Annotated in this window: 11 protein-coding genes and 1 tRNA gene; 7 read left to right on the plus strand and 5 right to left on the minus strand. The window is 65.0% G+C overall.

Translation table 11 applies throughout. The features are described from left to right. Positions 1 to 102: 102 nt before the first annotated feature. On the minus strand, positions 103 to 672 hold the full coding sequence (locus GV044_RS06545; RefSeq protein ID WP_159867069.1) for a hypothetical protein: 570 nt from the start codon (positions 670 to 672) through the stop codon (positions 103 to 105). A 168-nt stretch (positions 673 to 840) separates the two neighbouring features. On the opposite strand from GV044_RS06545, the gene GV044_RS06550 reads away from it, so the two are divergent. Beyond that, positions 841 to 2262: an FAD-binding oxidoreductase gene (locus GV044_RS06550; protein WP_159867072.1), complete on the plus strand. Its 1422-nt coding sequence runs from the start codon at positions 841 to 843 to the stop codon at positions 2260 to 2262. A 131-nt stretch (positions 2263 to 2393) separates the two neighbouring features. Continuing rightward, positions 2394 to 3170, plus strand: coding sequence for a SapC family protein (locus tag GV044_RS06555; protein ID WP_159867075.1), 777 nt, complete (start codon positions 2394 to 2396; stop codon positions 3168 to 3170). Between the two features lie 193 nt (positions 3171 to 3363). Here GV044_RS06555 and GV044_RS06560 read toward each other — a convergent pair whose 3' ends face one another. Continuing rightward, positions 3364 to 4317: an N-formylglutamate amidohydrolase gene (locus tag GV044_RS06560; RefSeq protein ID WP_201299024.1), complete on the minus strand. Its 954-nt coding sequence runs from the start codon at positions 4315 to 4317 to the stop codon at positions 3364 to 3366. Between the two features lie 183 nt (positions 4318 to 4500). Between GV044_RS06560 and cpdR the strand changes: the two genes are divergently transcribed. Beyond that, positions 4501 to 4875 (plus strand): cell cycle two-component system response regulator CpdR, encoded by a 375-nt coding sequence (cpdR, locus tag GV044_RS06565; protein WP_159867081.1) that lies wholly within the window; start codon positions 4501 to 4503, stop codon positions 4873 to 4875. Positions 4876 to 4962: 87 nt separating this feature from the next. Next, a tRNA-Val gene (locus GV044_RS06570) sits at positions 4963 to 5037 on the plus strand. Between the two features lie 163 nt (positions 5038 to 5200). Here the strand turns inward: GV044_RS06570 and GV044_RS06575 are convergent. After that, positions 5201 to 5962 (minus strand): crotonase/enoyl-CoA hydratase family protein, encoded by a 762-nt coding sequence (locus GV044_RS06575; RefSeq protein ID WP_159867084.1) that lies wholly within the window; start codon positions 5960 to 5962, stop codon positions 5201 to 5203. Positions 5963 to 6096: 134 nt separating this feature from the next. Here GV044_RS06575 and GV044_RS06580 point away from each other — a divergent pair, with 134 nt between their 5' ends. The 3 genes from GV044_RS06580 (at position 6097) to GV044_RS06590 (ending at position 9674) form a co-directional block, all read left to right on the plus strand. Next, on the plus strand, positions 6097 to 7320 hold the full coding sequence (locus GV044_RS06580) for an NADP-dependent isocitrate dehydrogenase (RefSeq protein WP_159867087.1): 1224 nt from the start codon (positions 6097 to 6099) through the stop codon (positions 7318 to 7320). A 199-nt stretch (positions 7321 to 7519) separates the two neighbouring features. Beyond that, positions 7520 to 9292: a cation:proton antiporter gene (locus GV044_RS06585; protein WP_159871001.1), complete on the plus strand. Its 1773-nt coding sequence runs from the start codon at positions 7520 to 7522 to the stop codon at positions 9290 to 9292. A gap of 217 nt (positions 9293 to 9509) precedes the next feature. Further along, entirely contained in the window at positions 9510 to 9674 is a 165-nt protein-coding gene (locus GV044_RS06590; protein ID WP_159867090.1) for a hypothetical protein, read from the plus strand. A 268-nt stretch (positions 9675 to 9942) separates the two neighbouring features. On the opposite strand, the gene alaS is transcribed toward GV044_RS06590, so the two are convergent. Further along, positions 9943 to 12609, minus strand: a complete 2667-nt coding sequence (alaS, locus tag GV044_RS06595) for an alanine--tRNA ligase (protein WP_159867093.1) — start codon at positions 12607 to 12609, stop codon at positions 9943 to 9945. Positions 12610 to 13023: 414 nt separating this feature from the next. Next, positions 13024 to 14097, minus strand: a complete 1074-nt coding sequence (gene recA, locus GV044_RS06600) for a recombinase RecA (protein ID WP_159867096.1) — start codon at positions 14095 to 14097, stop codon at positions 13024 to 13026. Positions 14098 to 14121 lie beyond the last annotated feature (24 nt).

Raw genomic sequence — 14121 nt, forward strand, 5'->3', positions numbered from 1 at the left:
ATCACCGCCCCCGCGCAGCATCGGGCGCACGCTTGAGGCGCCCTATGCGGGATGGCGCGTAAAAGTCAAGCTTTCCCGCGCATCTTGAGCACGGCGGAGGCGTCAGTCGTCGTCATCGACCAGTTGGCGGATGCGCGACAGCTTGCACGCGGAGCCGCTGCGCGACAGCAGCGTATCGCGATCGACGCAAACCATTCCGTCGATGCTGCGGGACAGATAGAAGCCGGAATAGAACGCGCGCGAGGGACAGCTGCGCTCAAGCTGCGCAGTCACGAGCCGGCGATCGCGCATGAACAGGATCAAGCTGTCAGGCCCATTCGGCTCGACGCCGGCGATCCCGGCGATCGGCAGGCACTTGCCCATCTTGCGTTCCGATATGCGCTGGCGCTGAGGGCGCTTCGGCACGCCGGCGAGAGGGTCCCGCGGCATGGGAACGTTGGCGCGAGGTGCCACGCGGATCGTCATGCGCTGCTCGATGTGGACCTGCCAGGCACTATCGGGCACGAACGAGCGCACGGCGCCTGTGGGCCACTCGGATGCCGCAGCCGGTATCGACTGCTCCGGGTAGACTTGCACCGATGGCTCCGAGACAGCTTCGCCCTGCTCCTCGTCACCACTCACGGCCGAGATCAGCAGCAGCAGTGGCGCAAGCAAGGCAGCAGTCGGATTCATCAGTTCGGCCAGTCCCCTAAATGCTTGCCCTATGTGCCTGAAAGCAGGTCGCTCGCTTGAGGGCAAGAGATTGAACCCGCGCTTAACTCCCAAGTTTCCAAGGCGAACGTTCGTTTCCGGCTGCATCGAGTAGGCAGGGAGGCGCCCATTGTGCCATAGACGCACACCATGAGCGAACAACAAGCCTTCCTGGAGGCGGCGAAGGCCACCCTCGGCGCACGCGGCCTGACGCAAGATGCCGAACTCATCGAACCGTGGCTGACAGACTGGCGTGGGCGCTTCAAGGGCCGTGCCTTCGCCATGGCGAGTCCGGCATCGACGCAGGAGCTGTCCGATCTGGTGCGGCTCTGCGCGCAGCACCGGGTGCCGATCGTACCGCAAGGCGGCAACAGCGGCATGGCCGGTGGCGCAACGCCCGATGACAGCGGGCAAGCCGTCCTGCTTTCACTGCGACGCATGAACACCATCGGCGAGATCGATGTGCAAGGGCGTCAGGTCACCTGCGGCGCCGGCGTCATTCTCCAGACCTTGCACGAGGCGGCCGAGAGCAAGGGGCTGCGTTTCCCGCTGACGCTGGGGGGCAAGGGTTCGGCGACGGTGGGCGGGCTGATCTCGACTAACGCTGGTGGCACCCAGGTGCTGCGCCATGGCTCGATGCGCGCGCTCGTCATGGGCCTTGAGGCGGTGCTGGCGGATGGGCAGGTCTTCTCGATGCTGACCCCTCTCAAGAAAGACAACCGGGGCTTCGACCTGAAACAGTTGCTGATCGGCTCGGAAGGGACGCTGGGTATCGTCACCGCGGCGACGCTCAAGTTGGTGCCGGCCATCGCCGAGCGCGTGGTAATCTGGGCCGGCGTGCCGTCGGTCCAGGCCGCGCGCACGCTGCTTCTGCACTGTGAGGACAGCGCGGGCGAGGCGCTGGAGGGCTTCGAGATCCTGCCACAGGAGTCTCTCGATGCGGTAATCGCCCACATGCCCACCGTGCGCACACCGCTTGCAGGTGCCCATCCCTGGCACGTCCTGATCGAAGTGGTGGCGGACCGCGCCGGAGCCGATCGCTTGCGGGAATCGTGCGAGGCCATGCTGGAGCAGGCGTTCGATCACGACTTGCTCGTCGACGCAGTGTTCGCTGCGAACGAGAGCCAGGCCGAGGCGTTCTGGCTAATCCGGGAATCGATCTCTCCCGCCGAGCGCGCGCGCGGTCCGGCTGTGCAGCACGACATCTCGGTGCCGGTCGACAAGATGCCGGACTTCATCGACGCCGCCGTCGCGCAGATCCAATCCGACTGGCCAGGCACCGAGGCCATCGCCTTCGGCCACTTGGGCGACGGCAACGTGCATTTCCACGTGATCGCGCCGCAGGGGTCCGACGGTACCGTTTGGCAGCGGGGAGACGGCAAGGCGATCAGCCGCCAGGTCAACGATCTCGTCGCCGCATGGGGAGGCTCGATCTCGGCCGAGCACGGCATCGGTCAGCTCAAACGGGACGATCTTGCCCGGCTCGGCGATCCGGTGGCGCTCGACATGATGCGGCGCGTCAAGCAGGCACTCGATCCTCAGGGGCTGCTGAACCCGGGCAAGTTGCTCTAGCGCAACGCCCCCGCCCCGGTTGGCCGGTCAGTTCGTCCGCCTGTCTTGCGCGCTATCGGGGCAGTCCGTAAAGGAGCCCGCTACAAGGACGAAGGCGCGCCGCACAGCCGCGCCCCATGCGGAGAACCACGATGGCCAGCGCGCCGCAGAGTGTTGCACTACCCCTGTTCTACAACGACCTCGTCCTGCTCAGCTCTCAGGAGCACGCGGGCTGGAAGAGCCGCGCAACCGACAAGGCGACGTGGCTCAAGGACGTGAACACGGTGCCGCTGACGGTCGAGGAATTCCCGCTGGCGCAGCGTAACTTCCCGATCGTGTTCTCGGCCGGCGAAGGCTCGTTCCCGATCGCGCTGATGGGCATGAACGAGGGCGTGAACGTCTTCGTGGACGAGGACGGCTCGGTCAACACGCCGATCTACATGCCGGCCTACGTGCGCCGCTATCCCTTCCTGCTCGCGCGCGTGCAGCCCGATTCGGAAGAGCTTTCGCTCTGCGTCGATCCTACCAGCGACCTCGTCGGTGAGTTCGAGGGCGAGGAAGGCCAGCCGCTGTTCGATGGCAACCAGCCCAGCGAAGCCTGCAAGAATACGCTCTCGTTCTGCGAGCAGTTCGAGATCGCCGGCCAGAAGACCGCCAGCTTCATGGCTGAGCTGGAAAAGCACAACCTGCTCATGGACGGAGAGCTGAACATCGATGTCGGCGGCGGCCAGCCCTTTAACTACCGCGGCTTCCGCATGGTCGACGAGAACAAGCTGCGCGACGTGCGCGGCGACATCCTGCGCACGTGGAACCAGAACGGCCTGCTCGGGCTGATCTACGCGCACCTGTTCTCGCTGGACCTGGTGCGCGACATCTTCAGCCGCCAGGTCGCACAGGGCAAGGGCCCGCCAGTTCCGCAGGCGGCTTAACGAAATCGGCATGATCTGACTGAGTGCGCGCAGAGGGTTGCAACCGGCGCCTCGACGGATTATGTTGCAACTGCTTCGCCAACGCTGCCCTCATGGCTTGGCGAAGTTGGTGCACTTTGTGCACCTCCTCCCTGAACCTTGGCCACCTCGCGCATAGCGCGGGGTGGTTTTTTATGTGCGTTGCGAAACCCGCCTATTCGGCGGCGAGCGGCCAGCTTTCACCGCCTGAAGCAGTGGCCAGGTCGAGTACGCTCTGCGCCAGCCGTCGGATCATCCCGGTCAACAACTGCGCCACCTCGTCAAAGCCGGCACCCGGTTCCGCCAATCGCGAATCCAGGTAGGCGCTCCGGTCGACTTCGACCTGCATGGCGTGGATGCCGCAGCGCACATTGGCATGGCGCTCCAGTACGTAGCCACCGGCGTAGGGCCGATTGTGCGCCGCCGGGCGGCCCGCCTGGGCCAGATGCGAGAACGCCGCACCGACAAGGCTGCCGTGGCAGGTGGTACCGAACCGGTCGCCGATCACGAACTCGGCCGCGGGCTGGCCGGCCCGCGCGACGAGTGGCGGCATGGAGTGCAGGTCCACCAGCAGCACCGCACCCCAGCGCTCCTGGTGCGTCTTCAACATCGCACCCAGCCGCGCATGGTACGGGGCATGAATTTGCGCGATACGCTCGGCGAGTTCCACCTCTTCGTGCCGTCGACGCCAGAGCTCGCCGATGCCGGGCAGCCGACGCGGGATGAGGCCAAGCCCGGTGCGCGCGCGTCGGTTTGCCGGATCGGGGCGCGGCTCCGATCGAGCGGACCGTCCGAACATCTCCCAATCGACGTCTTCCGGCGCGCGATTGAGATCAATCATCGCGCGCGGGGCTTGCGCCACCAGCAGCGCCGCGCCGGTCTCCTGAGCAATCGCGCGCCCCAGCCGGTCGACGTAGCGATCCTCCAGCTTGAGCGCCGACGATTCGGGATGACGCATGTCGCGCAGCAGAGCACGCGGGTAAGCGCGGCCCGCATGAGGCACCGAGAGCACGATGGGCAGTGACGATGGCTCGTCGCCCCATACGCGGAACGCCGCGACGCCGGGTGATCCAGGGATCCGTCCGCCGAGAGGTTCGTGCGACTCGTGCTCGGCTGCGTCTTCACCCATGCTCGTCATAGCTGTCCTGTTCGCTCACGCATGTCAAAGCGCTGCTTGGATAAACTGCCGGAGCAAACAGGCGTGCCGAAGCGGATCACGTATTTGGTCTGACGAGAATTTTAACTCCTGCCGCCTTATATCAGTGCTGCGGCCGATCGCGGCTGCAGCATGCTATTTTCAGGACCTTTCGCGATGATCCGCATCCTGCTTGCCGAAGACGACCAAGCCATGCGCACCTACCTGGCGCGCGCTCTGCAGAATGCCGGATATGACGTGGTGTCGGTCGATCGCGGCACCGACGCCCTGGCCTTGCTCGAGGCCGAGCTGTTCGACCTCCTGCTCTCCGACATCGTCATGCCCGAGATGGACGGAATCGAACTGGCGCAGCGCTGCAACGAGGTCTCCCCACAGACCAAGGTCATGTTCATCACTGGCTTTGCCGCAGTCACCCTGCGCGCCAGCCGCGAGGCACCGCAGGCGCGCGTACTGTCAAAGCCGTTCCACTTGCGCGACCTGGTGCTCGAAGTGCAGCGCGTCTTCGGCCTGGCCGAACATGCGCGTATTTGACCTCTCAAGAGGGCTTGCATCGCATCGGGGCCGCGGTTAAAGGGCCCTCCTCCGGCGGGTAGCACCACCGGATAGCAGATGGTGTTCGGGCGTATAGCTCAGTGGTAGAGCACTATGTTGACATCGTAGGGGTCGCAAGTTCAATCCTTGCTACGCCCACCATCTGAAGAGCCCGCTAGCCATCTGGCTTAGCGGGCTTTTTCGTGTTTGGCGCCGATGTTGGGGGCGGCTTCGACAGCTCAGCCTGAACGGTGGTGGTCGCCGGTCTCCCGAACAACGACAGCCTGGGCTGAGCCTGTCGAAGCCCGCCATCAGTCCTCTGCGATCAGCGCCCCTGCCACTGTGGTTCGCGCTTCTCGGCAAAGGCCCGAGCGCCCTCCTTCGCATCCTCCGACGTGAAGACATGCGCCAGGTAAGGGTTCTGGTGCGCGTTGACTTCTTCGACCGGCCAATTCCAGGACTCGCGAACGATCGCCTTGGAAGCCGCCAGCGCCAGTGGCCCATTGCGCACGATCGCGCGAGCTAGCTCACGAGCGGCCTCGATCGCGGGGCCGCTCGTCACACGGTTGATCAGGCCCAGCTCCAGGGCGCGGCGCGCATCAATCGGCTCGCCCGTCAGCACCAGCTCCAGCGCCAGCGCGCGCGGCAGCAAACGCGGCAGAACCACGCAGGCGCCACCGCCCGCCACCAAGCCGCGCTTCACCTCGGGCACACCGAAGCGCGCACCCTCATTCGCGACGATCATGTCGCAGGCGAGCGCCAGCTCGAAGCCGCCCGCCAGCGCGAACCCGTCCACCGCGGCGATGACGGGCTTGCTCGGCGTCCACGTCGTCAGCCCGCCAAAGCCGCCGCGTGCATCCACCGGGAGTTCACCGGTCAGGAATCCCTTGAGGTCCATCCCTGAGCAAAACGTCCCCCCTGCCCCGTTCAAGATCGCGCAGCGCAACTCGACCTCGCGCTCCAGCCGGTCCATTGCTGCGGCGATGGCCTCGGCAACGGCCTTGGTCATGGCGTTACGGGCCTGGGGACGGTTGATCGTCACTTCCAGCACGCCATCAATCGCTTCGACCAGAATGTCTTCGCTCATCTCCTGCTCCCTCTCCATCGCGTGATTGGGCGGCACCTTCAGCGCCGCCCCGATTACCGCGTTACTTGCCTTGCTAAGCGTCTTTGCGCTGCCTAAGAAACCGCAAATTTTCCCCACCCCAGGAGCGTTTTCGAATGGAAAAGATCAAGGTCAAGAACCCGGTCGTCGAGATGGACGGCGACGAGATGACCCGCATCATCTGGCAGTGGATCCGTGAACGCCTAATCCTGCCCTACCTCGACATCGACCTGAAGTACTATGACCTGTCGATCGAAAACCGCGACGCCACCGACGACAAGGTGACCGTCGAGTGCGCCAACGCGACAAAGGAATTCGGCGTCGCCGTTAAGTGCGCCACGATCACGCCTGACGAGCAGCGCGTCGAGGAATTCGGCCTCAAGAAGATGTGGAAGTCGCCCAACGGCACGATCCGCAACATCCTGGGCGGCGTCGTCTTCCGCGAGCCGATCGTGATCTCGAACGTACCCCGCCTGGTTCCGGGCTGGACCGACCCGATCGTCGTCGGCCGCCATGCCTTCGGTGACCAGTACCGCGCCACCGACACGCTGATCCCCGGCCCGGGCAAGCTGCGCCTGGTGTTCGATGGCGCCGACGGCCAGTCAATCGACCTCGACGTGTTCGACTTCCCCTCTTCGGGCGTCGCCATGGCGATGTACAACCTCGACGACTCGATCCGCGACTTTGCGCGCGCCTCGTTCAACTACGGCCTCAACCTGGGCTGGCCAGTGTACCTGTCGACCAAGAACACGATCCTCAAGGCCTATGATGGCCGCTTCAAGGACCTGTTCCAGGAAGTGTTCGACACCGAAGGGTTCGCTGAGCAGTTCAAGGCCAAGGGCATCGTCTATGAGCACCGCTTGATCGACGACATGGTCGCCTCGGCGCTCAAGTGGTCGGGCAAGTTCGTCTGGGCTTGCAAGAACTACGACGGCGACGTGCAGTCCGACACCGTGGCGCAGGGCTTCGGCTCGCTCGGCCTGATGACCTCGGTCCTGCTCTCGCCCGACGGCAAGACGGTCGAAGCCGAAGCTGCGCACGGCACCGTCACGCGCCACTACCGCCAGCACCAGCAGGGCAAGGCGACCTCGACCAACCCGATCGCCTCGATCTTCGCCTGGACCCAGGGCCTCAGCTATCGCGGCAAGTTCGACGACACCCCGCAGGTCGTGAAGTTCGCCGAGACCATCGAGCGCATCTGCATCGAGACTGTCGAGAGCGGCAAGATGACCAAGGACCTCGCGCTGCTGATCGGCCCCGATCAGAGCTGGATGACGACCGAGCAGTTCTTCGAGGAAATCGTCAAGAACCTCGAGACCGAGATGGCCAACTGGGCCTGATCGAATGAATCGAGCCGGTCTGTCCGCGCAGTCGTGTGCGGACAGACCGGTGCTTCCAGGTCGTGGCGGCAGCCGACGGCCTTCGGTAAGCTCAGATCGGCAATTCAAAACCGAGCAGTTGGACCCTCTACCCAGCTCGACGTAAGAAAACCCCGGCCTGCCCGTGACATTGTCGGCCATGCTGCCCATAGTGCGCGGCATGGCTGCCAATGGTGAACTCTACTCTCCCCTCGTCTCCGATGCTCTCGTGATCCTGGGCGCTGCCGGCGCCGTGATCCCCATCTTCGCGCGGTTCCGGATCACGCCGGTGATCGGCTTCATCCTCGTCGGCCTGCTCGTCGGACCTGCCGGCCTGGGCCGCCTGGTGCCGAGCCAACCTTGGCTCTACCACTTCACCATCTCCGATCCCGCCGGGCTCGACCTGTTTGCCGAGTTCGGGATCATCCTGCTGCTGTTCTCCATCGGGCTGGAGCTGTCGTTCGGCCGGCTGTGGCAGATGCGCCGGCAAGTCTTCGGCCTTGGCTCGCTGGAGCTGCTGGGCATCGGCGCCGCGATCACCGGCGTGCTGGCGCTGGTCGGCCACAGCCTGGGCGGAGCGCTCGCACTCGGCCTGGCGCTGGCCCTGTCCTCCACGGCTCTGGTACTGAAGATCACCAGCACCGCGACACCGGTGGGGCGTGCAGCCTTGGCGATGCTCCTGTTCGAGGACATCGCGCTGGTCCCGATCATCTTCCTGCTCGGCGCGATGGGGCCCAATGCCGAGTCCGGCTTCAGCGCCATCGCCGGCACCATCGGGCTGGGCTTTGCCGTCGTCGCCGCGCTCCTGGTCGGCGGACGCTTCGTGCTGCCGCCGCTATTCGCGCAAGCCGCCCGCACCAAGAGCCCCGAGCTGTTCCTCGCAGCCTCGCTGCTGGTCGTGATCCTGGCTTCGCTGGCGACGGCGGCGGCCGGCCTCTCGCCCATCGTCGGCGCGCTCATCGCGGGCCTACTGATCGCCGAGACCGAGTACCACGTCGAGGTCGAGCACATCACCGAGCCGTTCAAGGGTCTGGCCCTCGGCGTGTTCCTGATCACGGTGGGCATGAGCATCGACTTTGCCGTTGTCGCGCAGAACATCGTCGCCATCCTGGTCGCGACCGTCGGCGTGATCGCGCTCAAAGCAGTGGTCACCGGACTGATGCTGCGCGTCATGGGCGCGCGGCGCGGCACCGCGATGGAGACCGGCATCCTCATGTCGAGTCCGTCCGAAACCACGCTCATCGTGCTCACCGCCGCGACTGCGGCCCAGCTCATCACCCCGAACACCGAGCAGTTTTGGCAAATCGTCACCGCGCTCGGACTGACGATCACGCCCTTGCTGGCCTTGGCTGGCCGCTCTCTGGGCCGAAAGCTGGACGGTGCCCTGCCCTCCGCCGCGCTCCCCGACGAGCAAGTGCCGCGCGCTATCATCGTCGGGTTCGGTCGCGTCGGGCGTCTGGTCGCCGACATGCTCCAGGCGCACGGTAAGCCCTATGTCGCGGTCGACAGCGACACCGACCTCGTCACCGACGGCAAGCACCAGGGCTATGCCGTGACCTTCGGCGACGCGGCACGCGGCAGCGCGCTCGACCGGCTCGGCGCAGACAAAGCGACGGCTGTCATCCTGACCATGGACGAGCCGGTGGCGACCCAGCGCCTGGTCCGCAAGCTGCGCGGGGAATACCCTGAATTGCCGATCATCGTACGCGCGCGGGACACCACCCACGCAGCCGAACTCTACCGGGCGGGCGCCAGCCAGGCAGTGCCCGAGACCCTCGAAAGCTCGCTCCAGCTATCCGAAGCCGTGCTCGTCGACCTCGGCGTCCCGATGGGCCCGGTGATCGCCTCGATCCACGAGAAGCGCGACGAACTGCGGATCAAGCTGATGGAAGAGGGCGGGCTCAAGGAGAAACCAAGCCTGCGCAGCTCCAGCCTGCGCGAACGACCGGCCTGAGATCGCGGTTCATCGCTTGCGTCGGAGCATAGCCGTGCACGCCGGCGCCCTCGGATAGTCTCCGCCGGACAGCCGATCCCGACCGCCGCTATGCCTCAACTGCTTCGCACTTGGCAGACCATCCAGCACCTGCTGCCGGGCTCGAGTGCCCCGCCTTTGCGGCAAGCCGGGTTACCGGCTCTCTGCCCGATGGTTTCTCTTGTGAAGGAGAGAGCATATGGATCACCCCAGCAACAAGCCCGACAAGAGCCCGCTGACGCAGGATGACCAGCCCGACGCGGGCAGTATCAAGGGCGTGAGCAAGAGCGGCAACGATGGACGCAACCGGAACCTCTCACAAGGCTCGGAGCCGGAGACGCGCGGAACAAGCCGCGGTAGGTGAATTTGGTCGCTGGAATTGCTCTGAGAGCCTGATCCCGGTCCTGAGTGCTACTCGGATCAAGCTTAGGAGCCTCTTACTGCAGGAAGCTCATCAAGCGGCACTTCGGATTAAGCAGACGAGGGCACCTGGCAAAGTGCTCACGAGGGCAGCGACACCGTTGTGAGTGATCGACATCGCTGCGGCTCAACGGCACGATGCGCCAGCCTTCCCCATATTCTGGCGAGACATCGCTGCTTGAGCGCCCATTGAGCCGTGATGGGCGATCGGTTTAGCCGGCCAGCACCGCGCGAACGGCTGCAAGCGCCTCCCGGCTCTTTTCCCCGTCCGGCCCACCGCCTTGCGCCATGTCCGGACGGCCGCCACCGCCCTTCCCGCCAAGCGCCTCCACGCCGGCACGAACGAGTTCGACCGCGCTGACCCGGCCGACCAAGTCCTCGGTCACCGCCGCGGCAATGCTAGCCTTGCCCTCATTCATCGCGATGATGGCCGCAACGCCCGAGCCGAGCCGCTGCTTGGCTTGATCGAGCAAGCCGCGCAGCTCCTTGGGATCGAGTCCTTCGAGCACTTGCCCGTAGAACTTGATGCCGCCCACGTCCTCGTCGGCCGGTGCGGAAGATGCAGGACCGCTGCCAGCGAGCGCGACAGCGCGTTTGGCTTCGGCCAGTTCGCGTTCCAGTTTGCGGCGTTCTTCGAGCAGTGCGGCGACACGGGCCTCCACGTCCTCGGGCGTAGTGCGCAGCAAACTGGCCGCGTTCTTGAGCGCGTCCTCACGACCCACAAGCCAGCGCCGGGCGCTTTCGCCGGTCAGCGCCTCGATACGGCGCACGCCGGATGAAACCGCGCTTTCCGAGACGATGCGGAACACACCGATGTCGCCGGTCGCTTCAACGTGCGTGCCACCGCACAGCTCGACCGAGTAGTTGCGGCTGCCGGTCAGGCGCCCCATCGAGAGTACGCGCACTTCGTCGCCGTACTTTTCGCCGAACAACGCCATGGCACCCGCCTCGATCGCCTCGTCGGGGCTCATCAGGCGCGTAGTCACGGGTTCGTTGTGACGAATCTCGGCGTTCACTTCCGCTTCGATCGCAGCGATGTCCTCGGGCAAGAGCGGCTTGGGGTGCGAGAAGTCGAACCGCAGGCGATCCTGTGCGACGAGCGAGCCCTTCTGAGTCACATGGTCGCCTAGGCGGCCGCGGAGCGCAGCATGGAGCAGGTGCGTGGCCGAGTGATTGGCACGGATCGCCTCACGGCGTTCGATATCAACAGTCTGCAGCACGGTGTCACCAACCGTCACCGTTCCAGCTTCGACGCGCCCGTGCATGGCGTGAAGACGGCCGAGCGGCTTGGCCGTATCGCGAATGGCGATGCGCAATTCACCAGAGGCGCTGCCGGGCGCGCCGGTGATCAGGCCGGCGTCGCCCACCTGCCCCCCACTCTCGCCGTAGAACGGCGTCTGGTTCGCCAGCACGGTAACCTCGTCACCAGCCTCGGCGAAGCGGACTTCCTTGCCGTCACGCACAAGAGCCACAACGCGGCCTTCGGCGCTTTCCGCATTGTAGCCGGTGAACTCGGTAGCGCCCTCGCGCTCGGCGATGTCGAACCAGACTTCGCTGTCGGCGGCCTGACCCGAGCCCTTCCAGGCCGCGCGTGCCGCTGCCTTCTGGCGAGCCATCGCCTCGTCGAAGCCAACGCGATCGACGGCGATGCCTCGCGAGCGCAGCGCGTCTTCGGTCAGGTCATAGGGGAACCCGTAAGTGTCGTAGAGGCGGAACGCCGTCTCGCCAGGGAGCTCACCGCCGTCGGTAATAGCGGCAGTTGCCTCGTCGAGCAGCCGCAGACCATTCGACAGCGTGCGCCGGAACTGCAGCTCCTCGCGCTGCAGCGTCTCCTCGATGAGTGGCTGCGCGCGGCTCAGCTCGGGATAGGCTTGCCCCATCTCGGCGACCAAGGCGGGCACCAGGCGGTGCATCAGCGGGTCCTTGGCGCCAAGCAAATGCGCGTGACGCATGGCACGACGCATGATTCGGCGCAGCACGTAACCGCGGCCTTCGTTGGACGGGAGCACGCCGTCCGCCAGCAGGAAGCCGGTAGAGCGCAGATGGTCGGCGATCACACGGTGGCTGGCGCGCTGTGCACCCTCCGCCGGAACGCTGGTCAGGCTTTCGGAGGCGGCGATCAGCGCCTTGAAGGTATCGGTGTCGTAGTTGTCGTGCACGCCCTGGAGCACGGCGGACACGCGCTCGAGCCCCATGCCGGTGTCGATCGAGGGTCGCGGCAGGTTGCCGACGATCTCGCCCCCGACCTGCTCGAACTGCATAAACACCAGGTTCCAGATCTCGATGAAGCGATCGCCGTCCTCGTCGGGCGAGCCTGGAGGGCCGCCCGGTATGTGCGCGCCGTGATCGTAGAAGATTTCCGAGCAGGGGCCGCATGGACCATCGTCACCCATCGCCCAGAAGTTATCTTTGGTGGCGATGCGGATGATGCGGTCTTCGGGAAGTCCGGCGATCTTCTTCCACAGCTCGAAGGCTTCGTCATCAGTGTGGTAAACAGTGGCAAGGAGTTTGTCGGCCGGCAGGCCCCAGACTTTGGTCAGCAGGGTCCAGGCGTGAGTGATCGCCTGTTCCTTGAAGTAGTCGCCGAACGAGAAGTTGCCGAGCATCTCGAAGAAGGTGTGGTGGCGTGCGGTGTACCCGACGTTGTCGAGATCGTTGTGCTTGCCCCCGGCGCGTACGCACTTCTGCGAGGAGGTAGCGCGCGGCGTCTCTCGGGTCTCAAGGCCGGTGAAGACGTTCTTGAACGGCACCATCCCGGCGTTGACGAACATCAGCGTGGGATCGTTGTACGGCACCAATGGCGCAGACTGCACCACATCGTGGCCCTGTGAGCCGAAGTAATCGAGGAAAGACCGGCGGATTTCGTTCGTGGAGCGCATGGGGTCAGCCGATAAACCGGGGGTTCCGTTGCGGCAAGCGCGAAGGCGCGCTGACAGTCATCGGAAGGTCCGCCGATTGGGTATCGCGAGGAACAAGAAAGAAGAGAAGGAATTTCGCGCGCAGAGGCGCAGAGGCGCAGAGGCGCGAAGAGGAAGGGAGAGGTCGCGTTTGCGGCGATGCTGCTCTCGATGTTAGCATCTCGCCCTACGCGAGGACGGATAAGAAAAGGGCCTTGCGGCCAGGAACCATGCTCCCCCTTCTCTTCTCCGCGCCTTTGCGCCTCTACGCGCGTATCTCACTTCCTGCTTTTCTACGCATGTCCGCGTGAAATGCACGAGTAGCAAGGCGCTACACTCGCGCCGCGAGCAGTCCCTTCCCGTTCCACTGCACGGAACGGGAAGGGCCCTTGAGGATCAGACGTCGTCCTCTTCCGAGGGGCCGGCCATCATCTCTTCGGCAAGACCGGCGGTACGGTCGCGGATGGCCTTCTCCAGACGATCGCAAACTTCCGGGTTGGCGCGCAGGTAGTTCTTCGAGTTCTCACGCCCCTGCCCGATGCGGATCGAATCGTAGCTGAACCAGGCGCCCGACTTCTCGACCAAGCCGGCCTTCACGCCGAGATCGAGGATCTCGCCGATCTTGGACACGCCTTCACCGTACATGATGTCGAACTCGACCTGCTTGAACGGCGGGGCGACCTTGTTCTTCACGACCTTCACGCGGGTAGCGTTGCCGATCACCTCGTCACGGTCCTTGATCGCACCGGTGCGGCGGATGTCGAGGCGGACCGAGGCGTAGAACTTCAGCGCGTTGCCGCCCGTGGTCGTCTCCGGGTTGCCGTACATGACGCCGATCTTCATGCGCAGCTGGTTGATGAATATCACCATGCAGCGCGAGCGGCTGATCGACCCGGTGAGCTTGCGAAGCGACTGGCTCATCAGGCGGGCCTGGAGGCCAACGTGGCTGTCGCCCATCTCGCCCTCGATCTCGGCCCGGGGGACCAGTGCGGCGACCGAATCGACCACCAGCACGTCGATGGCGTTCGAGCGGACAAGCGTGTCGACGATCTCCAGCGCCTGCTCACCGGTGTCGGGCTGCGAGACGATCAGTTCGTCGATGTTGACGCCCAGCTTCTTGGCATAGACCGGATCGAGCGCGTGTTCGGCGTCGATGAACGCTGCTGTGCCGCCGGTCTTCTGCGCCTCGGCAATGCAGTGCAGCGCCAACGTGGTCTTGCCTGAGCTTTCCGGACCGTAGATCTCGATCACGCGACCGCGCGGCAAGCCGCCGACGCCCAGCGCGATGTCGAGCCCGAGCGAGCCGGTGGAGATCGCCTCCACTTGCATCGCCTCCTTCGAGCCGAGCTTCATCGCGCTGCCCTTGCCGAATGCGCGATCGATCTGCGCCATCGCGGCTTCAAGGGCCTTTTGACGGTCCATTGCGTCCTTTTCCTTGCCTTCCTGGATCAGCTTGAGCTGAGCAGCCATGTCTCTTTCCCTTCGCTACCGGGC

Source organism: Novosphingobium sp. 9U, from assembly GCF_902506425.1.
In the GTDB taxonomy this organism is placed as follows: Bacteria; Pseudomonadota; Alphaproteobacteria; order Sphingomonadales; family Sphingomonadaceae; genus Novosphingobium.